Origin of the sequence: Granulicella rosea, from assembly GCF_900188085.1 — a bacterium.
GTDB lineage: Bacteria > Acidobacteriota > Terriglobia > Terriglobales > Acidobacteriaceae > Edaphobacter > Edaphobacter rosea.
Map to the genome: position 1 here is coordinate 172918 of NZ_FZOU01000003.1, position 21623 is coordinate 194540.

Below are 21623 nucleotides of genomic sequence, written 5' to 3' on the forward strand. Positions count from 1 at the left end.
TGCTCGACGTTGGAGTGGATTGCTCTACCAGGCGCGCGACCACTTCGGTCCGCCCTTGGTTTCTTCGCGCAGACGCGAGACGACGCCGGCGCGATGCTCGATGAGCCGGCCGAAGAGCCAGATGACGTCGGAGAGCCGGTTGAGGTACATGACGACCTCAGGCTGCACGACGCCGCCATGCTCGACGAAGCGTACGGCGGCCCGTTCGGCGCGGCGACAGACGGTGCGCGCCACCTCATACGCCGCGGACTCGGTATGCGCGCCGGGCAACGACCAATCGGAGAGGATGCCTTCGGTGGCCTCGATCGTGTGGACCAGGTCGGTCAGCTTGTCGACATCTTCGGTTGTGATGACGGGCGGCTTCTTCGCGCTCTCGGGCGGTGTGGCCAGCGCGCTGCCGATGCGAAAGAGCGTGCGTTGAATCTCTTCGGTCCATGTCGCGATCTCCTTGTCTTGGCAGATGCTGCGGGCGAAGCCGAGAAAGGTGTTGAGTTCGTCGACGGAGCCATAGGACTCGACGCGAAGGTCGGACTTCGAGACGCGGATGCCGCCGGCCAGACCGGTCTGTCCGCCGTCGCCGCGTTTGGTTGCGATGCTCATGATGGTTCTCCTTGTGCTGCTTGCGAAGAGGCGAGCTTGTAGCTCTCCTCTATCGTGACATGAAGCGTCTTGATGAGGGGCGGGCGAGTGTATTCGATGTTCAGCGCATCATCGAGAAAGTCGGTGACATGCGGTGGATGAGAGGAGAAGAGGACATCCTCGGAAAAGAACCATGGCTGGGTCGCGCCAAGCTCCGCAAGACTGCGCGCGCGTATGATGACGGCGGCCGACTGTGTGATGCCTGCACGCAACATGGCGTAAGCGCGGTGATATCCATCGCGCAGAAACCAGCGGCCACGATACTCCGCAACCTCGAAAAAAGGGCTCCCGGTGTGCAGTTGCGGTTGCTGGCCGACGATACGCAGATGCAGGTTTGGATCGGTGGTCGTGATCGTGAAGCTCCTGCCGGATTGCGTCGTGTCGCACGCGATGGGTTTTGGAGCGCCGAACGCTTCGAGCTGAAGACGGTGGTTCGGATGGAAGCTCAGCCGGCGTTGAAAGGCGAGCAACTTCGTGAGGTCGACGATGCCGAGAGACCAGTCGAGGCCCTGCATCTCGTCCAGCAGATCGGCGCGGCTCGCCTGTACGGCGAAGGCCGCCTGATTCGCGTCCGTCTCGTGCTGCAGCAGTGCGGCCGCAGCACGATAAGGTTGCCGCGTGGCGAGCGCCGCCTTTGCCTGTGCGATCGCGACATGACTCGTCTTGGGGCGGTAGGTATAGTCGTCGAGCGGCCATGCGATCAGTTCGCGTACGGGAATATCTATATTAGGCATGCCGCACCGCACGCGTGCATTCGAAGCAAGGCTGAAAGCGCACGATGCTGCAGTAGTCGCGCGTGCGGTTATAGGCATCTTGCGGTGTGTGGCCGCACAGCTCTGTCAGTAGAAGTTGCATGACTCCGGCATGCGTCACAATGGCGATATCGCCCGTGTCCTGGCCAGCTTCGATGTTCGCGAAGGCTTGCAGAACGCGGGTGCGGAAGCCTTCGTACGACTCCCCTTCCGGCGCCGCGAGGTGCGGGTAACCATCGATCCAACGCTGGGCGTAGACGGAATCGCGCTGCTCGATCTGTGTCCATGTAAGTCCCTCCCAGTGGCCGAAGCCAATCTCGCGTAGCCCTGGGTTTGTATGGGTAGGCGTTACAAATTCCATCGCGATCGCTCGCGCAGTGGAGTCGGCGCGCACCAGATCGCTGGTGTGAACAGCGGCGATCTTGTAAGGGCGAAGACCTTCAAATAAGATTTGTAACTGAAGTTGACCTTTTTGATTGAGCGGCGGATTGGAGTGGCCGCAGAAGGTTCCGCGAAGGTCGGTCTCTGCATGACGGATGAGGAGAATGGAGCTCATAGCACCCACGCTCCGCAGAGGTAGACGGCGATCTCGGTGAGTTGGTTGGTGGCTCCGAAGCAGTCCCCGGTGACGCCCTGGATGCGGCGTCGATAGTAGAGGCCCGAGAGCGCCGTAACCGCGATGGCGGCGAGGATGGGCGCGGCGGCCTGCATCCGCAGCGCATAGATCGCGATGGCGAAGGCCGTGACGGTGCCGAAGACGAGTGTGCCTGCCGTGGTGAGTTTCGCGATGCGGCTGCCTTGTCCCTGCGCGCCGGCTCGCGCGTCGGCCATGAGATAGCTGAGGGGGAGCGTCGTCCAGCGGCAGAGCACATGCGCGGCGATGAGGTACTGCGCTACATGCGCGAGAGGCAGGCTCGCAATCAGGGTGAGACGCGCGAGCAGGCTGAGCGCCAGGGCCGCGCCGCCATAGGCGCCGATGCGGCTGTCTTTCAGGATGGCGAGCACCTGTTCGCGATGCCAGCCGCCGCCAAAGCCGTCCGCGACATCGGCGAGCGCGTCTTCGTGGAAGCATCCGGTGATGAGGACGAGGAAGGTCAGTGTGAGCGATGCTGCTGCGGGGCGGGATAGATGCAATGCGAAGATACGATGAAGCACAGCAGCAAGCACGCCAACGACAAGCCCGACGATGGGAAAGAACTTGACCGCGCGCGAGAGCGAGCCTTCGTCGTACGGCGGCGACGGCACGGGGATGCGGGTGAGGAATTGCGTAGCGGAAAGTAGATCGTGCCACAGCGAAAGCCCATGTCTCAAGGGCGAGACACGTGGCGTTCGCGTTTGTGACGCTGTCACTGCGAAGCCTCGCTGATGTTCGCCGATGCAAAGGTGGCCATGCGTGAATAGAGCGCGAGCGCGGACTCGATGACGGGCATTGCAAGCACGGCGCCTGTGCCTTCACCGAGACGCATGTTGAGTGTGAGGACGGGCATGAGGTCAAGGTATGAGAGAAGCAGCGCATGCCCCGGCTCTTCGGAGCGGTGGCCCGCGATAAGGTAGCCCTTGACCTCGGGCGCGATAGCCGCGGCGAGCGCGGCGGCCGCAGTGGAGATGAAGCCGTCGCATACGATGGTGATGCGATGCGTGGCCGCGGCAAGGACCATGCCGGTCATGGCGGCAATCTCGAGACCACCCACGCGTTGCAGGATCGCGAGTGGAGGTGTGTTCTCGGGGCAGTGCTTTGTTACAACCCGTTCAACGATATGGATCTTATGCGCGTGGGCAGCGTGGTCGACGCCTGTGCCGCGACCCGTGGCTTTGGCTGCCGAGGCGCCGGTGAGAGCGCAGGTGATGGCTGAGGCTGAGGTCGTGTTGCCGATGCCCATCTCGCCGATGGCGATGAGCTGCATGCCTGCGGCAGACGCCTGCTGCGCCAGCTCCGCGCCGACGGCGATGGCCTTTGCAAGTTCCTCGTCGGACATGGCCGGCTCATGCAGCATGTTGCGAGAGCCGTTGCGAACCTTGCGATGGATGAGGTTGGGGATGCCTCCGAAGTCCGCGTCCACGCCCGCATCGACGACATGCAATGCAACGCCATGCAGCCGCGCGAGCACGTTGATGGCGGCGCCTCCGTGGAGGAAGTTCAGCACCATCTGGCGTGTGACCGCGCGTGGATACGCGCTGACGCCTTCATCTGCGATGCCGTGGTCGGCCGCGAAGGTGTAGACGGCCTTGCGCAGCGGCAGAGAAGGCGCCGCGCCATGGATCGCGATGAGTTGTGCGGCGATGTCTTCCAACCGGCCCAGGCTTCCTAACGGCTTGGTCAAAGTGTCGAGATGCGCGCGAGCTTGTGTGCGAGCCTGTTCGTCCGGTGGGGTCAGGTCTTTGACGATACGGTCGATGTGGCTTTGGCTTATCGGGATCATAAGGCTTCCTGCAGTAGTGGGTGACGTCCGGGCGTACAGTGAAACGCGCGGCTCAACTGGCTGGGCGTCAGGATGATCTCGGGCGAGCCGGAGACGAGGGGTTGTCCGGGCTCAAGCAAATGCACTGCGGCAAAGTTGCCGGGGACAAGATGCAGGTCGTGGATGGAGGCGAGCACCGTAACGCCTTCATGATGCAGTGACGCGAGCAGGTCGATGAGTTCGACCTGACGGCCGATGTCGAGGCTTTGCGTGGGTTCGTCCAGCAGGAGCAGACGAGGCTGTTGCGCGAGGCCGAGCGCGATCTTCACGCGCTGACGCTCGCCGCCGGAGAGTTCGTTGAAGATGCGATGGCGCAGGCTGGCCAGGTCGGTGAGATCAACGGCGCGATCGACAGCGATGCGGTCCTCGCGCATCAACCCACGCAGCATGCCGAGGTAGGGCGTGCGGCCTTGTTCGACGATCTGCTGCACGGTGAATTCGAAGGGCACATCGAGGCTCTGGGGCACGAGCGCTATGTGCTTCGCGCGCTCCCTGCGTGGCATGTTTGTAAAGCTGCGGCCTTCGAGCAGCACCTCGCCCGCGCTCGGCGTAAGCGTGCCGGCGAGGATGCGGAGTAGCGTGGTCTTGCCCGCGCCGTTGGGGCCGATGAGCGCGCCCGTCGTGCCCTGGTCGATGTCGAGTTCGATGTGGTTGAGGATGGCGCGTTCGCCGAAGTGGAAGCTCAGATCGCGTATCTGCACAAGCGGGATCATAGGGTGTACTCCCGCTTGGATTTGCGCAGCAGGTAAAGGAAGAACGGGCCGCCGAGGAAGACCATGAGTACGCCGACGGGCAGCTCGGACGGTGCGAAGAGCGTACGCGCGGCGGTGTCGGTGAGGACGAGAAAGATGGCGCCGCCAAGCGTTGCGACGGGCAGCAGGCGCGTGTGATTGGGGCCGAGGATGAGGCGCGCCATGTGCGGCACGATCAGTCCCGCGAAGCTGATGAGTCCGCCCAGCGAGACGGCCAGCGCAGTGAGCAGCGAGCCGACAAGGATGATGGCGATGCGTGTCGTCTCGACCCGTATGCCGAGCTGGTGGGCGTACTCGTCGCCCAGTGCGAGCGTGTTGAGACGGCGCATAAGCGGGATGGCCGCGACGATGGCAAGCGCGAGCAGCAGGGTGGTCGCGCCAAGCTGTCTCCACTGCGGGATGCCGATGGCGCCGTGCAGCCATGCGTCCACGATGCGCACGCTGTTGGTTGAGTCCGGTCCGTACAGCTCGAACAGATAGGTGGAGTTGGTGAGGATGGCGCTGGTGACGAAGCCTGCAAGCAGCAGCGTGACGACGTTGGTGCGCCCGCGCGAACGGGCCAGCCAGTAGACGACCGCCATGGTGAGGAAGGCGCCGAGAAAGGCGAGCATCGCCGGCGCGCTGAAACCGAAGAAGGCAAGGCGCGACAGAAAGACGATGCCGATGCATGCGCCAAGAGCCGCGCCGCCAGACGCGCCGACGATGTAGGAGTCGGCCATGGGGTTGCGGAAGAGGCCCTGAAACATGAGTCCCGAGAGGGCGAGCGCGGCGCCCACGATGGCTGAAGCGAGTACGCGCGGCAGGCGGATGCTGAAGAGGATGGCCTGCTGTGTCTCAGTGAGCGGATGGCGCGCGAAGATGGCCGCAAGGATGTCGTGCGGCGGGATGCGGATGGCGCCGAGCGAGACGGAGAACAGGATGCTTGCGAGTAGAACAAGGAGCAGCACCGCATTGATGCCGAGGTCCGCAATCTGCGACGCGGGGATGCGTGGCGCGCGAGCGCCTGCGGGCGCCGCGGCGAGCATCGGGGTGACGGGTTGGACGGTGGTGGGCATCGTGTGTTGGTTGAACCCACGATCGTCGATCTTAAGGCGACCGTGGGTTTTGTTCCTCGTTTTGCTACAAATGCAGATGCTGCGACAAGCCTAGCCTGCCTGCTCGTAACGTGCTAGTTCCACTTCCATGACTCGCCTCCAAAGTTGAGCTTGATGCCCGAGCGGAAGGTCAACGGAAGAGAAGGATATCCGAAGGCTTCGAAGTAATGTTCGCTCAGCAGATTCTGAATGTCGGTGTAGACGCTGACACGTGGCGTAATCCGGTAGCCGCCGTTCAACTCCAGCCGTTGATAGGCGCCCAGAAGATTGCGGTTGGGCAGCAGCATGGTGTTGCCGAAGCTCGTGTCGCTGGCGAAGGTGCTGTCGTCGCGCCTGCCGACGAGTGTGCCGGTGAGCGAAGTATAGAACTTCGAGCGGCTGTAGTTGACGCCGAAGTAGCCGGTGTGTGGCGCGATGCGGAAAGGACGCGCGCCGGCCAGCGGAGCATAGGCGCCGATGGCGATCGTGGGGAAGTCCGTCCCGCTTGCCGCAGTGGCGAAAGACTTCTGCACGACCGCATCGGTGTAGGTGTAGCCGCCGCGCGCGAAGAGGTGGCTGTTGATCCGGTACTCGCTCTCGAACTCGATGCCCTGCGCGCGGAAGGAGCTGGCGTTGAGATAGACGCCGTAAGGATACTTCGCTGGATCGACCTTCGGAAACGCGGAGAGAGCCGAGTTCGGCACATCCTGAATGACGTTGGTGAACTCGTTGTGGAAGTAGGTGACGCCCAAACGTACGCGGCCGTTCAGCAGTTGCTGATCGAGTCCGCCATCGAAGGTCCGTGAGGTTTCGGGGCCAAGCGGCGTCGCAGTGGGGTCCGCGCTCACAAGCGAGTTGGACTGCTGGAAGATGCTCGGCTCCTTGATGCCCTTGCCGAAGCTGCCGTGCAGCTTGGTGCCGGTGAAGAGGCCATTGCTCGATGGGCGCAGCAGATAGTAGGCGAGCGACGCGCGCGGCGTACCGGCGAAGCCGAAGAGGCCGTTGTCCTCGAGACCCGTGCCGACGCTGTAGAAGAGTCGGTTGAAGAAGTCGCCCGAGAACTGAATCGTATAGCTGTAGTTGCCGCGCTGGATGGTCTCGGGCGAAGTGCCCTGATTGCCGGAAGAGCCGCTTTCGTTCTCGTACTTGAAGCCGCCCAGCGCGACGACATGCGGGTTCAAGCGGTAGTCTGTCTGCGCGTAGACGAAGTCGCGCTTCGTGACGGAGACGAACGGCGTCGCAGGTCCGAACTGGAAGGCGGTCTGGCCCGTGACGCTGTAGCCATTCGCGCCGGTGATCGTGACGACCGCGCCGTCATAGTCGCCGAAGCCATCGGGGATGCCGGTGGGCGCGCCGGTGTAGTAAGTCGAGTTCAGCCGGATGCCGCCATAGCGAAGGAGATTGTGCCAGCGGGTCGTCGCCTGGTTGTCCCAGGTTCCGGTGTAGTAGTGGTCCTGCTCCTTCTCGATGCCGTCGTCGGCGATGCCGTTCAGCGCGATGGCGCCGGGCTGGCCTCCGGAGACCGCGATCTGCCGCGTCGTGAAGCGGAGGTCGTTTGCGGCGTTGGGCGCGTAGCCGAAGTTGCCCGCATAGGTCGCATTGTGGAACTTGCTGTTCGGCAGGCTGTTGCGTGTGTCCACCCGCGCGAAGGCGGAGTAGAGGTCGAACTGCCGATAGACCTCGCTGCCCGTCACCTCGTTGCGATAGGTGCGGAAGTTGCCGCCGTCGCCCGCGTAAGTAAAGAGCGGCAGAGGTGTCAATGCAGCGCGCGTGCTGGTCAGCGCCACCACGCCCGCGAGCGCATCCGATCCGTAGAGCGCGCTGTTGGGCTCGCGCAGCACCTCGATGGACGAGATGCCGACAGACGCAAGGTTGGCGAACTCCACGCCGCCGCCGATCTGGTTGGCGGAGACGCCGTCGATCAGCAGTTTGTTGGCGTCGGTGTCGCCGCCGCGGATGTTCAGCCCGCTGGTGCCGCCCATCTGGCCGGTCTGCGTGATCTGCACGCCAGCGATGAGGCGCAGCGGATCCTGCACCTCCAGCTTGTCGGTCAGATCCTCCGTGGAGAGGATCGTGAGCGACGCGCCGATCTGCGCCTCGGGCGTGGCCGTGCCGGTCGCGGTGACGCTGACCTGCTGGGTGTCGGTCGGCGTCGCGAGCGTCAGGTCGAGGCGCATGTCGGAGGCGAGACGCAGCACCTTGACCGGAGTATCGGTCGCGTCGAAGCTCGGTGCGGTCGCGCGGACGATGTAAGGGCCCGTGTGCGTAGCCACCACGTCGTAAACCCCGCGTGCGTTCGAGTTCGCGGAGGTCCGGACGTGACCATCGGAGATGAGTTCGATATGCGCATTGGCGACGACCGCTCCAAGCGGATCGCGCACCGTTCCGTGGATGTGTTCGCCGAACGCCATGTTGTCGGTGATAGCGGACTGTGCGAGCAGTGGAGCGGCGATGCTGCATGCGGCAAGACTGAGCGATCTGAGACGTGTATTGCGGTAGAGCATGTTCCCCCTCGGGTCTGGTTGCAGCTCGGGCCGGTCTCCTGGCTTGCGCGTCATCGAGGTCCATGCGGCCTTCCCAGAGGCTTGCGCCTCCAGTGGCGTTGACGTGCGTGCATGGCCTCTCGGCGCTTACAGTTACGGGGTAGTGGCGGATTCGCACCGCGCTTCCCGACACCCTGCTGGTTGGTTGCGGTTGACGGCCGGAGGACAACGGCTCCTGCCGAGGAAAACTCTATGGATGAAACTGCTTCGCCAGATCCTCCAGCGCATCGATGGCGACCGGGCTGGGGAAGTCGATGCGGCGGTCCACGTAGTACGCGCGGTTTGCCTTTACTGCCGGCAGCGTCGACCAGCCGGGACGCGTGCGCAGCAGGTCGAGCGTGATTTTGCCATCCTTGACCAGCAGCAGCGCCTGCGGGGCGCGGCTGATGACGGTCTCCATCGATACGATGGGCCACTCCTGCGCGATGTCGTCGGTGATGGAGTGGCCGCCGGCCGCGTCGACGATGTCGGTGATGAAAGCGCCTTTGCCGATGGTGTGGATGGGGTCGTACCAGACCGGCATCAGGATGCTGACGACTGGCTTGCCCTGCACGCTGGCGCGCACGGCGTCGATACGGCGCTGCAGTTGCGCGACCAGCGCGGTCGCCTGGGGCTGCCGGTTCAATGCATCGCCCAGCAGCGCGATGGTGTGCAGAATGCCCTTGAGCCCATGCGGTTCCGCGAGGAAGACCGGGATGCCGAGGGCCGCGAGCTTGTCGAGCGTGGCCTGGTCGTTGGCCTTGGGCATGCCCAGCACGAGGTCCGGATGCAGCGAGAGGATGGTCTCGATCGACGGCTTCATGATGGAGCCGACGCTCGGCTTCTTTTTCGCCTCGGCGGGATACTGCACGTAGTCGCTGACCGCGACCACATCGTCTCCCGCGCCAAGCGAGAAGACGTCGTCGGTGATGTTCGGCACGAGCGAGACGATGCGATGCGGATGGTCGGGTAGCGTGACCTTGCGGCCGGTCTCGTCGGTCACGATGCGGCTGGCATGCGCCGGAATCGCGCTGAGCGCGAGGAGGATGAGGAGCTTCTTCATGCGGGTACCTGCCGGCTTGCTTGAATGGAGTGGACCAGGTGCTCGGCTACGCCCGGAGCGGTGCGAAAGTGCAAGTGGATGTAGCTCGCGAGGACGTTGCGCAATGTGAAGCCTTCGAACTCCTGTTTGCCGGAGAGCGAGTAGGCGACCCGATAGCTTGTGGACATCTCGACAGGTTCGGCGCTCTGCGGCGCGATGCGGGAGTAGTGAAAGCTGTGTCCGCGCAGTTCGTCGCCTGCTTTGCCCAGCAGGCAGTCGCGCGTGAGTTCTACCGTGGTGTAGCCGAAGCGGACCAGCTTCGGGGTCATCTCCATCGCAAAGGGAAGCACGCCTGTCATGGGGTAGTTCGCGCCGTCGAGCGTGGAGATTGCGCGTGAGAGGTAGATCATGCCGCCGCATTCGGCGTAGATCGGTCCGTCCTCCGCGGCGAAGCTCCGGATGGATGCGAGCATCGCGCTGTTCGCGCTGAGCTGTGCGGCGTGGAGTTCAGGGTATCCTCCGCCGAGATAGAGCGCGTCGAGGTCTGGCGGCAGCGCCGCGTCGGCGAGTGGGCTGAAGGGAACGATCGCCGCGCCGTGCTGCCGCAGCAGGTCGAGGTTGTCCTCGTAGTAGAAGCTGAAGGCGCGGTCGCGAGCGACGCCGATGCGAACCTGTCCTTTTCGTGCAGGAACTGAAGGCGAAGGTGTCAGCTCGAGCCCACACTCCAGTTTAAAGATGCGGTCGAGGTCAAGATGCTTCTCCGCAAGATCGGCGAGCGCCGCACGCTGTGTCTCTGTTTCGCCGGCCTCTTCGGCGGTTTGAAGCCCGAGGTGCCGCTCCGGAATCGCAATCGCCGGTTCGCGCGGCAGCCATCCGAGGATGGGCGTCTTGCAGCGCTGCTCGATGGCCGTCCGCAGCAGACGCAGATGATTTTCGCTGGCGACGCGGTTCAGGATGACGCCCGCGAGTGGCAACTCCGGGTCGAAGCTCTCGAAACCCAGCACCACGGCGGCGATCGAGCGCGCGCTCTTGCCCGCGTCGAGCACCAGCACGACCGGCAGTCGCAGCAGCTTCGCGATCTCGGCCGAGCTGCCTTTGTCCGAGTCGCCGCTCTTGCCGTCGAAGAGCCCCATCATGCCCTCGGCGACCAGCAGGTCCGCCCCCACCGCGCTCTGTCGCAGCACGTCCCGATTCGCCTCGTGCGAGAGCATCCACGTATCGAGATTGCGCGCGGTGCGTCCCGCGATACGGCTGTGGTGGCCGGTGTCGAGAAAGTCCGGGCCGCCTTTGAACGGCTGCGCTGCCCATCCGCGCCTGCGCGCGGCTGCGAGGATAGCCAGCGTAACCGTGGTCTTGCCGACGCCGCTCGCGGATCCGGCGATCATCAGCCCCCTCATGCCGCGCCCTTCAGAACCAGCGGCAACCCGGCGACCATCAGCAGCACGTTGTCGGCAATCGCGGCGACGCGCTGATTCAGCTCGCCGGCGACGTCGCGAAACCGCCGGCCCAGCTCATACGCCGGCACGATGCCGCTGCCGACCTCGTTCGCAACCAGCACGAGGTTGCAGGGAGCTTCACGCAGCACATCGCCGAGCGCGGCAAAGTGAGCGTCGAGCCTGTCCGTGTCTGAGCCGCAAAGATGCAGCAGGTTCGCCGCGTAGAGGGTAAGGCAGTCGACCAGAATGACATCCGACCACGTCGCCGCGGACCGGATCGCGGCCGGAAGCTGCACCGGCTCTTCCACCGTGGTCCAGGTCGTGGGCCGGTCGAGCTGATGGCGGTCGATCCTGGCGTTCATCTCGTCATCCGAACGCCGCGCCGTCGCGATGACCGTAACGCGGGCGTGGCGCGCGGCCAGTTGCTGCGCATAGCGGCTCTTGCCGCTGCGTACCCCGCCCAGCACCAGCGTCACCGGATTGACTTGAATCTCCTGCATGATGCTCCTCATCCGCTCGGCGTTTGAGCCGGACGGCGTCGAACGAGCGCACATCGGCGCCAATTCGAGAAGCGGGAACGAAAATCAGGCAGAGCCACGTACGGTCCGGCGATGACCCCTAGGGTCCAGACCCGTGGATATGCTCTTCCACTCTCCCAGCGAAGTGGATTTGAAGCGTGCTGCGCATCTGGCCGGTCTCCTGACTTGCGCTTCGTCGAGCCTGAACGGCCTTCCCAGGAGCATCCGCTCCCAGTGGCTTTTTGGACACCTTGTCCAGACTCTCAACGCTTACAGTTACGGGGTAGCGACGGACTCTCACCGTCTTCCCGAACACCAGATAGCTCGACTATATCTTGGGCCGTTCCGGAGGGTCAATCCGCCGGCAAGATGCAGACATATCGATTTCCGTCGCCAAATCCATTTGCGATCCGTCAAAGAGGTACATCGAATCGAACGGACCCTGCACCTCTTTCCTGGGTGGGAGCTCCCGGTCTGCCCAGATGCATCCCCGGTACAACGAAGAAGAGGATCATGAGCTCAGCTTGGAGTGGTAGCGCACGAGTATGCGTCGCGGCGGCGATGTTGGTGGGAGTTCCGGCGTGTCTGCACGCCCAGCAACTGGCCGAAGCGTTGCCGGAGGCTCCGATGCCGCAATCGAGCAGCCAGTCGGACGCGCAAAAGCCGCAGCCCGGCGAGCAGGTCCTGACCGAGGATGGCAAGGTCGTCGTCGCCAAGCCCATGCCCGGCCCCGTCGCCGGAGACGCCATCTTCGCGCCGCTCGCCACCGGTGGCCCGGACACGCTGCACCGCAAGACGATGTCGTACGTGTACGTGGCCTTCGGACCCAGGGCGCTGATCACGCCGGCTATCGGCGCCGCGTTTCGGCAGGCCTTCCCGAACAACAATTATCCGCCGGAGTGGCGGCGCGGCATCGGCGCCTTTGGCCGCAACTACGGCAGCGACGTAGGCACGAAGACGACGATCCTGACCACGCGCTACGCCGTCGGCGCGCTGACCCATGAGGACTTTCGCTACCGGCCGACGTGGATCGCGGCCATGGGCGAGACCATGCGCAAGAATGCCGAGCAGCGCGCGGTGGAAGGGAACGACACCCCACGTCCTGGGCATACTGGAGGCCGCAACGACATCATGCTGCAGCTTCCGAAGTCGGATAAGAGCGTCGCGCACCGGCTCTTCTACGCCATCGGGTATACGTTTGTGGATCGCTCGGACGACGGCCACTACCGTCTCGCGCTGGCGAATATCTCGTCGGCCGCGGCGGGTGGATTCGTAGCGAACGCGTATCTGCCGGACGGCTTCAATGACGTCTCGCACGGCGCGCGGCGCATGGGCTCGAGGTTCGGCAGCTACGCCTTCCAGAATGTGACGCGCGAGTTTTCACCGGAGATCGTGCGCGGCTTCCACGCGCTGCACCTGCCGACTCCCGGCCTGCATCTTCCCGAGTGGTGGACGAAGACGAGCGGGCCTGCGCCGAAGCAGTAAAGTGGTGAGATGGCATGGACTCCGGAGCTGCTCGACTGGATGCGCGCGCAGGCGGTCGCGGCGGGCTTCGACCTGGCAGGCGTAGCTCCGGCGCATTCCGCTGGCGAACCAGCCGGCGCGCTCACGGCAGAGCGCTTCGCCGCGTGGGTCGAAGCCGGTCGCGCGGGAGAGATGGAGTATCTGAAGCGACGCGACGAGGCCGGCGAGCTGCTCCGCACCTCCGTGCAGGTGGCGATTCCGTGGGCGCGGTCGGTCTTGGTCTGCGCGATGAGCTACAACGCCGCGGCCCCTCGCTCGGTCGAGCCTGCGCCGGCGACGGCGGGCTGGATCGCCCGCTACGCCTGGAGCGGTACGCCGGACGGCGCGCCGATGGACTACCACGACGACATGCTGGCGCGGCTGCGCGTGGTGGAGGCGGCGCTGCTCGGAAAGACCGGCTGCGAGACCCGCTGCTACGTCGATACCGGGCCGATCCTCGAGCGGGATCTCGCCGCCAAGGCTGGGATCGGCTGGATCGGGAAGAACACCTGCGTGCTCAACCAGCAGCTTGGATCGTGGCTGCTGCTGGGCGTCATTGCGACCTCGCTGCCGGCCTTTGAGGGCGAACTGGCGCTCGCCCCGGACCGCTGCGGAAGCTGCACGCGCTGCATCGACGCCTGTCCCACCGATGCGCTGATCGCGCCGCGCCAGATGGACGCCTCGCTCTGCATCGCCTATCTGACGATCGAAAAGAAAGGAATGATCGCCGAGGAGCTGCGAGCGAAGGTCGGCCGGCAGGTCTTCGGGTGCGACATCTGCCAGGATGTCTGCCCCTGGAACCGGCGCTCGCCCGTCGCCGTCAAGCAAGGCCTGATGACCCGGACGGAGCTGGTGAACCCGGACCTGGAGCAGCTCGCGAGCCTCGATGCGGCGGAGTTCAAACTCTGGTTCAAGGGTTCTCCGCTCGAACGGACGAAGCGCCACCGGCTCCATCGGAACGTCGCGATCGCCATGGGCAACAGCGGCGACCGGCGGTTTGCCGCACGGCTGGAGAGATGGTCCGCGAGCGAGGACGCGGTGCTCGCCGAGGCGGCGCGGTGGGCGCTCACGCGGCTGGCGATTTTGACGGAAGAATCCAATTTGGCGGAAGAATCCAAAGACCGCCTTTAGAATCACGTCATGGATGATCTGAAGATCGTGCCCGCGGACGCCTCGAAGCCCGCGCCGGAACCGAAGTCCGAACTGGAATCGAAGCCCGCGCCTGCGGGGCCTGACCCGAAGCCCGAGCTGGAAAAGCAGGCTGTGCCGCTCGAAGAGGTGAAGCCCGTCGTCGCGAAGCCGGGGCTTGGCCCGCAGATGCTCGCGCTCGGCAAATACATGGCCGGCACGGAGGTCCATACCTACGCCTTCAGCGTCGCGGCGAATGTCATCCTGTCACTATTTCCGTTCATCGTGCTGCTTTTGACGATCAGCCGCAACGTCTTTCATTCCAAGCAGATGGAGGCGGTCGTCGGCGACCTGATGACCAGTCTGCTGCCCACCGGCGCGGCTATGGTGATGCGCAACGCGCATCCGCAGAAGGGCATGCAGATCTTCTCGATCGCCATGCTGCTGATCTCGTCGACCGGTGTCTTTTTGCCGCTCGAGGTCGCGTTGAACGCGGTCTGGGGTGTGAAGAAGAACCGCAACTACCTGCAGAATCAGATCGTTTCGATCGGCCTCGCGGCGGCGGTTGGAGCGCTAGCGCTGGCCTCGGTCGGGCTGACCGCCGGGCAGCGCGGCATGATGCGCTGGATCTTCTTCGGCCACACGGAGAATGTCGTCTTCAACATGCTGGCGGGCGGCGTACTGAACTTCTTCGCCATCATTGCGAGCATCCTGCTCTTCTTCCTGATCTACTGGATCCTGCCCAACCGCAAGATTCCCGCGCGCGCCGTGCTGCCGACGGCCATCGTCATCGGCGTGCTGTGGGAGATCGCCAAGTACATCTACGTGCTGATGCTGCCCCGGCTGGACTTCCGCAACGTCTACGGGCCATTCCAGACGACGGTCGGCCTGATGATGTGGTCGTTCCTCTCCGGTCTGCTGCTGCTGGCCGGGGCGCACTTCTCGGCGACGCGGTATGCGCTGGAGACGGCGGTGGAAGAGACAACCTAGGAGCGGCCGCTCGTTCTTGCCCTAATGCCCGCCATCCGTCATCGCCTTGGTCACGATCGCGCTCGGCGCCTGGCCAGCCGGCAGCATCGTGAAGAGCGCCGGGCCGAGCTTGCCCTGGGTCCGGATGACCGCCACGTCGCCCGAGTGCTGGTCGGCGGCGAGCAACAGATGCTCGTCGGCCGAGAAGGCAAGCGAGTCGGGCGAGCTGCCCGTGTGCAGGCTGCTGACCAGCTTGCCGTCCTCGATGCTGTAGAGGCCGATGGCGTCCGCGCCGGAGTTCGAGACCCAGAGCGTGGAGTTGTCGTCGCTCACCACGCCGTGCGCGGGCCGGCTGCCGATGGGATACGTGCCGCCGACCTCGCAGGTATAGGTGGAGATCTCGGAGACTGAGTCCGAGAGGGTGTTCGAGACGAAGATCTCGCCGCCGTTCGGCTTCATGGCGATGTGCTCCGGCTGCTGGCCGACGTCGAGGAAGGCGAGCAGATGGTCGGTCAGCGCGGCGGAGTCCTGTTTGACCGCCCAGGAATCCGGCGCCTGCGCAAGCGCGATGCCCATCACCTGGTGGCCGCCCGAGCAGGCGACGAAGGCCCGCGAGTCGTCCGGCAGAATCGCCGCGTCGCTCGCGCCCGGGCAGTTGCCGAAGGTGGCTCGGAGCTTCAGCGGCGGGTCGGCCTTTCCGGTAGGTTTGGCGTCCGGCTCGGGCGGCAGGGCGGCGTCGTAGATTGAGACGCTGCCGCTGCCGCGGTTGGTGACGATCAGGGTGCGTCCGTTGGCGGCGATGCGAACCACGCCCGGCTGCTCGCCGGTGGAGGCCACGGCGATCTGGCGGCGCTGGTCGAGATCGAGCACGGAGATGTTGTTCGACCCGGAGTTGACGACGAAGGCGCGACGACCGGACGAGTCGACCGCGATGGCCACCGGCTGACGGTTGACCGGGATCGTCGCGGCGATCCGGTTTTTCGTGGTGTCGACGACGGAGATGGAACCGCTGGTCTGGCGCGTCTGCGTGTTGACGACGTAGACCTCGTCGCGGTGTCCGTTCACGGCCAGCGCGGTCGGCTCCGCGCCTACCTGCAGGACGCGATCCTGGCGCAGGTAGACGAGGTCGAGTACGGAGACGGTGTTGCCGCCGCTGTTGGCGACATAGGCAAACTCGCGGAATCCGGCCGGAATGTCCGGAAAGCCGCTGCGGCGGCAGGCAGCCAGCGGCAGCAGGCACAGAGTGGCGATCGAGAGGCCGGCAATTCGGTTGGAAAGAGGTCTGTACACTTCTGCGAGTCTAGTGCATTCCGCCCTGCGTATGACGCGGGAGAAATTTTTTCGAATAGCCGCAACTTCCGCCAGCGGCTGGGTTCAAATAAGTGGAAGCCGGAGACAGCACCTGACGGAGTTGTCTCCAAGTCATCTGCAAAACTCCTCGGACAACGAAGTCGGCCTAGCTGACTTCGTTGATTTTTTTTGCGCTGAAGGATTTTGTCTTGAACCACTCCTTCGCGACCCAGGCGATGTATCCGCCCTGGATGAGGAAGACGGCGGCGTAGGCGTAGACGAGGTGACGTCCGCCCATGGTCTGGAATTCATAGTGCATTGGCGTTTGGAATTCAAAGTGCATTGGGGGGCTCCTGCGTAAATCGCGGCTGAATGGGTTCGAGCGAGGCCTCGAGGACCGAAAGCGCCAGCTCCTGCTGCTGTAGCTGGCGTCGGCGTTCGAGCGCGAAGCGGAATGCAATCAGGAAGATACCCCACATCGCCCAACCGAGCACGTTCCAGCCGAAGGCGACGTACATGGAGTGATCGAGGCTGCCCTCGCCGGTCAGAACCGGCGCCGGATGTTGCGTGCGCCACCACTGGATCGACATGTAAACGATTGGTACGTCGATGGCCGCGAAGACCGAGATGACCGCGCCCACGGTCGACGTCTCCCCCGAAAGCGACAGCCGGCGCGTCAGCAGGTAGGCGACGTAGAGCAGCCAGAGCAGCAGCAGCGAAGTCAGGCGCGCGTCCCATGCCCACCAGATACCCCAGGCCGCGCGTCCCCAGAGCATGCCGGTCGCAAGGCACAGGCTCACGTAGACGACCGTCACCTCCGCCGAGGCCAGCGCGAGCGCGTCCGCCGTCAGCGCGCTCAGCGGGTTGCGGCGGCGCAGAATCAGGTATGCGACCGACGCGCCGAAGTTCACGTACGGGAAGATGAGCCCGAGGATCGCCAGCGGCACATGGTAGTAGAAGATGCGCTGCATGTTGCCCATCGTGGCTTCGGTGGGCGCGATGAAGATGGCCTGGCGAAAGCCGATGACGAGGACGACCAGCGTTGCGGCCAGCCAGAGCAGGCCGAGGATCTGGCCGGTGCTGGAGCTCTGCTCGGCGGGTGCGTCGGGGCCGGAGATGGTGTGGGTGCGCTGCGGCATACGGATATTTTACGCGCTTTGCCGGCTGCTGGCCGTTATTCGGCGTTCAGAACGATGTCGAAGAGCAGCAGGCAGACCGTCGTGAAGACGACGTTGTAGCCGAAGAGCATCTTCACCCAGAGCTCGGGGTCGGACTCGCCGGTCAGAATGGCGGTCGTTGCCTGGATCATCGCCAGCAGCGCGGGCAGCGAGATAGGGAAGAGCACGAGCGGCAGCATCAGCTCGCGATTGCGCGTGCGCAGACCCAGCGCGGCGAAGAACGTCCCGTTGCAGACCAGCGCCCAGGTGCCCAGCGGAAGCACCAGGAACATCATCCAACCCTCGCCCAACGCGTGCAGATTGTAGAAGATGACGAAGAGCGGCGCGAGCACCAGCTCCACCGCCGAGACGAAGATGAGGTTCGCGAGCGCCTTGCCGAGGAAGAGCGCGGAGGCCGGCGCGGGCGTCAGACGCTGCGCGTCCAGCACGTGATTGCGCACCTCGCGCGCCCAGCCCTGGTTCAAGGCCGTGATCGAGGCAAACAGCAGCGCCACCCACAGAATGCCGCCCGCGATCTGGCGCGAGGCCGCCGCCGTCGGATCGAAGGCCATCGAAAAGATGACGACGACCAGCAGCGAAAAGAACAGCATTCCGTTGATGGCGTCACGCGACCGCCATTCGAGGCGGAGGTCTTTGCGCAGATGGGTCAGGACGTGGTGAAGGTAGTTCATCCGGCCGCCCGTGTCATGTCGGCGACGGAGGCCTCGGCGGCGCGGAGGTAGTCCTCGGGCTTCAACAGCATCTGCAGGCCGCGCTGCCCGGCGGAGATGGAGATGACGTCGAAGAGTTCGATGGTCTCGTCCGCGAAGGCCGGGTAGGACTTCTTTGCGGCCAGCACGGTGACGCCGCCGCGAATGTATCCGGTCAGCGGCTCGACCTCTTTGAGCGGGGCGAGTTCGACCTTCTTGACGCCGGCTGCGGTCGCGAGTTTCTTGGGGTCGAGCTCGGCGTCGCCCGGCACGACGGCGAAGAGATAGTCGCGCCCACCCGCGTGGGTCAGCAGCGTCTTGAAGACCTGTTCGGGGGGCAGGCCGATCTTTTTGGCGACGGAGAGGGCGGTCAGGTCGTCGAGGTCGACCTCGTAGGGACGAAGTTCGTAGGCGATGCCGAGCTGGTCGAGCAGACGTGCCGCGTTCGTTTTGGTGGACGCCACTGCCTTCATGCGGCGGTCTCGCGGAGCGTGTGGGCGACGATCGTGCCCTGGCGCACGGTGACGGTCGAGTCCGCAAGCGGCTCGGCAAGCTGCGCCAAGTGCGTCGTCAGGACGATGGTGCGGCGGCCGCCGCCGGTCACCGGCCAGGTGCGGAAGTCGGCCAGCAGCTCGACCATCTGCGATGCGGAACTTACGTCGAGATTCGAAAACGGCTCGTCCAGCAGCAGCAGTTCCGGGTCGGACTGCAGCACGCGGGCGAGCGACGTGCGCTGGCGCATCCCCTGCGAGTACTGGCCGACAGGTCGCGTCAGGTGTGGATCGAGTCCGACCGCGCGCAGCGCCATCTCGGGGCTGGCGACGCAGCCGCAGGAGTCGCCCGTGCGCTGCAGGCTGGCGAAGTACTTCAGGTTTTCCATGGCGGAGAGTTCGTCGTAGAGCATCGGCGCGTGGCTCATGTAGGCGACGCGCCCGCGCTGCTCGCCGGGCTGGCCGCCGAAGAGCGAGACCGTGCCGCGCGTCGGTGTGATAAGGCCGGCGAGCAGGCGCAGCAGCGTCGATTTGCCGGCGCCGTTCTCGCCCAGAATCATGGTGCAGGAGCCGGTTGCGAGCGTCAGCGTGGCGTTCTTGACGGCGGCGAATCCGCCGTAGATCTTCGAGACGCCGGCGAGCGAGATGGCGGGCGCGGTCGTGGAATGCAGCGGGGCAGCGGCCTTGCAGGATGTCTGCTGCATCTCCATGTCGTTCCCGTCTCCCGATGCGCCGATTTTACTGCTTAGCCTTGCTTAAGGGCACGGCTTCAGCCGTGCTGTGACGCCTGGAGCTATCTGCGGCTTCAGCCGCTGAGGTACGATTTCGTCGACGAACCCAAAAAACAAGCGACGACCAATACGGGGGTCCTTCGCTGCGCTCAGGATGACGAGCATTTTTGCTAGTTCAAGGAAGCAGTGACCGCAGGTTTTGACACGGGCGCGGCCGTGGGCGTTCCCGGCGGCGTCGCTCCGGGAGCCGCTGGCGCGTACTTGCTGGCGCACTTGGCCTGGAGTTGCGTGGCGTGGAAGACGCCGTCGCGGCCATAGGTTCCGATGGCGAGCGCCTGCGCGTCGTCCTTGAAGGTATCCGGCGGCGGCTCCGCGCCCTGGTACGAGACCTCGAGCCGCTTGCCCTGTTCGATCAGAGCGAAGTGCGCGTTGGTGCCGTTGCGCTGGATGCTGCCCGGCGCAACATTGCCGGCCACGCGCAGGTGACGCTTGTGAGCCACGTCGCCCATCTTCTGCATCTCCGAGATCGTGACGTAGTAGCTCTTGTTCTCGGCGATGCCCGAGTAGGTCAGGTATCCGATGGTCGACAGGATCACGACGCTGGCGATGACGATCTTCGACGAACCGCGTTGCTGCGTTGGGCTTGGCATGGCTGTAGATAGTTTAGCAGCGTCGAAGCGAGAATCCGTGCGGCGCCCAGGTGGCCGATACGGCGCCAGTTCCCGGCGTATACTCAATCGATAACCAGTACACGCCTTGCGGCGGACGGAACTCTACGAGATCAGGGGTAAATGCATGAGTTTGAACGGAAATGGACATGCTTCGCATGGCAATGGGAATGGCAACGGTCTGACCGCGACGGGCAATGACTATCCGGTTCCGACGGCTCGCGCGGAGTGGATCGTGAAGCGCAAGGAAGAGGCGGCGCGCACCGGCGACACCAACATGAGCCAGATGCACTTTGCGCGCAAGGGATTGATTACAGAAGAGATGGCCTACATCGCCAAGCTCGAGAAGCTCTCGCCGGAGTTCATCCGCGATGAGGTGGCGATCGGCCGCATGATTATTCCCGCGAACATCAACCACCCGGAGCTGGAGCCGATGGCGATCGGCGTCGGTTCGCTGTGCAAGATCAATGCGAATATCGGCAACTCGGCCCTGACCTCGAACGTGGATGAAGAGTTGCGCAAGCTGCACACGGCGGTGCACTACGGCGCCGACACCGTCATGGACCTCTCGACCGGCGGCGACATCCCGATGATCCGGGAGCAGATCCTCCGCCACTCGCCCGTGCCGATCGGCACCGTGCCGCTGTACGAGGCGCTGAACCGCGTGAAGCGGCTGGAGGACCTGAACATCGACGTCTACCTCGAGGTCATCGAGGAGCAGGCGAAGCAGGGTGTCGACTACTTCACCATCCACGCCGGCGTTCTGGTCGAGTACATTCCGCTGGTGGCGAAGCGCATCACCGGCATCGTCAGCCGCGGCGGCGCCATCATGGCGCAGTGGATGACGCATCACCACAAGCAGAACTTCCTCTACGAGAACTTCGACCGCATCACGGAGATTATGGCGAAGTACGACGTCAGCTACTCGCTCGGCGACGGTCTGCGTCCCGGCTGTCTGGCGGACGCCTCCGACGAGGCGCAGTTCGCCGAGCTGAAGACGCTGGGCGAACTCACCCGCCGCGCCTGGAAGTCCGACGTGCAGGTGATGATCGAAGGCCCCGGCCACATTCCGATGGACCAGATCAAGCTGCAGGTGGACAAGGAGGTCGAACTCTGCGACGGCGCTCCGTTCTACGTTCTCGGGCCGCTGGTCACGGATATCGCACCGGGCTACGATCACATCACGTCGGCGATCGGCGCGGCGATGATCGGCTGGCACGGCGCGGCGATGCTCTGCTACGTCACCCCGAAGGAGCACCTGGGTCTCCCGAATGAGAAGGATGTGAAGGACGGCATCATCGCGTACAAGATCGCTGCGCATGCGGCGGACGTGGCGCGTCACCGGCCCGGCGCGCGCGACCGCGACGACGCGATCTCGCATGCACGCTACACCTTCGACTGGGACAAGCAGTTCGCGCTGTCGCTGGACCCGGAGACGGCGCGCAGTATGCACGACGAGACGCTGCCGGACGACTACTACAAGGAAGCGGCGTTCTGCAGCATGTGCGGCCCGAAGTTCTGCTCGATGAACTGGTCGAGCAAGGTGGACAAGTTCAATGAGTCGGAGTTTGGCCTGAAGAAGCCGGACCTGACCCAGATCGTCACCGAGCAGATGGCTTTGCGCGGGTAGGACAAAGGCACGACAAATACAGAAGCAGATTCCCTTCGGGAATGACAAACAAAGTCCCTGCGAGAATGACAAACAGGGAAGGTCAAACAAAAGACAAGAGCCACGTCCCATTGAGGGAGGTGGCGCTTGTCTTTGCTGCCGGGGGAGGGCTTG

22 protein-coding genes and 2 riboswitches are annotated in these 21623 nt (G+C 64.4%); of the genes, 4 read left to right on the forward strand and 18 right to left on the reverse strand.

The window, feature by feature from the left end; translation table 11 throughout:
* Positions 1–24: 24 nt before the first annotated feature.
* The 11 genes from CHB87_RS10005 to cobU all read right to left on the reverse strand — a co-directional run bounded on the left by CHB87_RS10005 (position 25) and on the right by cobU (position 11175).
* Positions 25–600, reverse strand: coding sequence for a cob(I)yrinic acid a,c-diamide adenosyltransferase (locus tag CHB87_RS10005; protein ID WP_089408294.1), 576 nt, complete (start codon positions 598–600; stop codon positions 25–27).
* Positions 597–1373 (reverse strand): hypothetical protein, encoded by a 777-nt coding sequence (locus tag CHB87_RS10010; protein ID WP_089408295.1) that lies wholly within the window; start codon positions 1371–1373, stop codon positions 597–599. Before CHB87_RS10010 ends, CHB87_RS10005 begins: the two co-directional genes overlap by 4 nt.
* Positions 1366–1947 (reverse strand): histidine phosphatase family protein, encoded by a 582-nt coding sequence (locus tag CHB87_RS10015; RefSeq protein WP_245817920.1) that lies wholly within the window; start codon positions 1945–1947, stop codon positions 1366–1368. Before CHB87_RS10015 ends, CHB87_RS10010 begins: the two co-directional genes overlap by 8 nt.
* Positions 1944–2702: an adenosylcobinamide-GDP ribazoletransferase gene (gene cobS, locus CHB87_RS10020; protein WP_089408297.1), complete on the reverse strand. Its 759-nt coding sequence runs from the start codon at positions 2700–2702 to the stop codon at positions 1944–1946. Before cobS ends, CHB87_RS10015 begins: the two co-directional genes overlap by 4 nt.
* A 35-nt stretch (positions 2703–2737) precedes the next feature.
* Positions 2738–3811, reverse strand: a complete 1074-nt coding sequence (cobT, locus tag CHB87_RS10025; RefSeq protein ID WP_089408298.1) for a nicotinate-nucleotide--dimethylbenzimidazole phosphoribosyltransferase — start codon at positions 3809–3811, stop codon at positions 2738–2740.
* Complete coding sequence (locus tag CHB87_RS10030; protein WP_089408299.1) at positions 3808–4563, reverse strand: ABC transporter ATP-binding protein; 756 nt, start codon at positions 4561–4563, stop codon at positions 3808–3810. The genes cobT and CHB87_RS10030 overlap by 4 nt, the downstream gene beginning before the upstream one ends.
* On the reverse strand, positions 4560–5657 hold the full coding sequence (locus tag CHB87_RS10035; protein ID WP_089408300.1) for a FecCD family ABC transporter permease: 1098 nt from the start codon (positions 5655–5657) through the stop codon (positions 4560–4562). The genes CHB87_RS10030 and CHB87_RS10035 overlap by 4 nt, the downstream gene beginning before the upstream one ends.
* Before the next feature lie 113 nt (positions 5658–5770).
* On the reverse strand, positions 5771–8179 hold the full coding sequence (locus CHB87_RS10040; RefSeq protein ID WP_089408301.1) for a TonB-dependent receptor: 2409 nt from the start codon (positions 8177–8179) through the stop codon (positions 5771–5773).
* A gap of 31 nt (positions 8180–8210) precedes the next feature.
* A riboswitch (cobalamin riboswitch) is annotated at positions 8211–8347 on the reverse strand.
* Positions 8348–8408: 61 nt separating this feature from the next.
* Complete coding sequence (locus CHB87_RS10045) at positions 8409–9260, reverse strand: ABC transporter substrate-binding protein (protein WP_089408302.1); 852 nt, start codon at positions 9258–9260, stop codon at positions 8409–8411.
* On the reverse strand, positions 9257–10624 hold the full coding sequence (locus CHB87_RS10050; RefSeq protein WP_245817921.1) for a cobyrinic acid a,c-diamide synthase CobB: 1368 nt from the start codon (positions 10622–10624) through the stop codon (positions 9257–9259). The genes CHB87_RS10045 and CHB87_RS10050 overlap by 4 nt, the downstream gene beginning before the upstream one ends.
* 8 nt (positions 10625–10632) lie before the next feature.
* Complete coding sequence (cobU, locus tag CHB87_RS10055) at positions 10633–11175, reverse strand: bifunctional adenosylcobinamide kinase/adenosylcobinamide-phosphate guanylyltransferase (RefSeq protein WP_089408304.1); 543 nt, start codon at positions 11173–11175, stop codon at positions 10633–10635.
* A 172-nt stretch (positions 11176–11347) separates the two neighbouring features.
* Positions 11348–11528, reverse strand: a riboswitch (cobalamin riboswitch).
* A 178-nt stretch (positions 11529–11706) separates the two neighbouring features.
* On the opposite strand from cobU, the gene CHB87_RS10060 reads away from it, so the two are divergent.
* The 3 genes from CHB87_RS10060 to CHB87_RS10070 are packed head-to-tail and all read left to right on the forward strand — an operon-like array spanning position 11707 to position 14814.
* Entirely contained in the window at positions 11707–12678 is a 972-nt protein-coding gene (locus tag CHB87_RS10060; protein WP_142988296.1) for a hypothetical protein, read from the forward strand.
* A 9-nt stretch (positions 12679–12687) separates the two neighbouring features.
* Positions 12688–13827 carry a tRNA epoxyqueuosine(34) reductase QueG gene (gene queG, locus CHB87_RS10065; RefSeq protein ID WP_245817922.1) on the forward strand — a complete coding sequence of 380 codons (1140 nt, stop codon included), beginning with the start codon at positions 12688–12690 and terminating at the stop codon, positions 13825–13827.
* Positions 13828–13836: 9 nt separating this feature from the next.
* Entirely contained in the window at positions 13837–14814 is a 978-nt protein-coding gene (locus tag CHB87_RS10070; protein WP_089408306.1) for a YihY/virulence factor BrkB family protein, read from the forward strand.
* A 21-nt stretch (positions 14815–14835) separates the two neighbouring features.
* On the opposite strand, the gene CHB87_RS10075 is transcribed toward CHB87_RS10070, so the two are convergent.
* The 7 genes from CHB87_RS10075 to CHB87_RS10100 all read right to left on the reverse strand — a co-directional run bounded on the left by CHB87_RS10075 (position 14836) and on the right by CHB87_RS10100 (position 19822).
* Entirely contained in the window at positions 14836–16083 is a 1248-nt protein-coding gene (locus tag CHB87_RS10075; protein ID WP_342743554.1) for a YncE family protein, read from the reverse strand.
* A gap of 166 nt (positions 16084–16249) precedes the next feature.
* On the reverse strand, positions 16250–16426 hold the full coding sequence (locus CHB87_RS22245) for a hypothetical protein (protein WP_176441674.1): 177 nt from the start codon (positions 16424–16426) through the stop codon (positions 16250–16252).
* Positions 16416–17222 (reverse strand): cytochrome c biogenesis protein CcsA, encoded by an 807-nt coding sequence (gene ccsA / locus CHB87_RS10080; RefSeq protein ID WP_089408308.1) that lies wholly within the window; start codon positions 17220–17222, stop codon positions 16416–16418. Before ccsA ends, CHB87_RS22245 begins: the two co-directional genes overlap by 11 nt.
* Positions 17223–17257: 35 nt before the next feature.
* Entirely contained in the window at positions 17258–17932 is a 675-nt protein-coding gene (locus CHB87_RS10085; RefSeq protein ID WP_089408309.1) for a heme exporter protein CcmB, read from the reverse strand.
* Entirely contained in the window at positions 17929–18423 is a 495-nt protein-coding gene (ybaK, locus tag CHB87_RS10090; RefSeq protein WP_176441688.1) for a Cys-tRNA(Pro) deacylase, read from the reverse strand. Before ybaK ends, CHB87_RS10085 begins: the two co-directional genes overlap by 4 nt.
* Positions 18420–19151, reverse strand: a complete 732-nt coding sequence (locus tag CHB87_RS10095; RefSeq protein WP_245817923.1) for an ABC transporter ATP-binding protein — start codon at positions 19149–19151, stop codon at positions 18420–18422. The genes ybaK and CHB87_RS10095 overlap by 4 nt, the downstream gene beginning before the upstream one ends.
* Before the next feature lie 191 nt (positions 19152–19342).
* Positions 19343–19822 carry a cytochrome c maturation protein CcmE gene (locus tag CHB87_RS10100; RefSeq protein WP_089408311.1) on the reverse strand — a complete coding sequence of 160 codons (480 nt, stop codon included), beginning with the start codon at positions 19820–19822 and terminating at the stop codon, positions 19343–19345.
* Positions 19823–19967: 145 nt separating this feature from the next.
* On the opposite strand from CHB87_RS10100, the gene thiC reads away from it, so the two are divergent.
* Positions 19968–21470, forward strand: a complete 1503-nt coding sequence (gene thiC, locus CHB87_RS10105; protein ID WP_089408312.1) for a phosphomethylpyrimidine synthase ThiC — start codon at positions 19968–19970, stop codon at positions 21468–21470.
* Positions 21471–21623 lie beyond the last annotated feature (153 nt).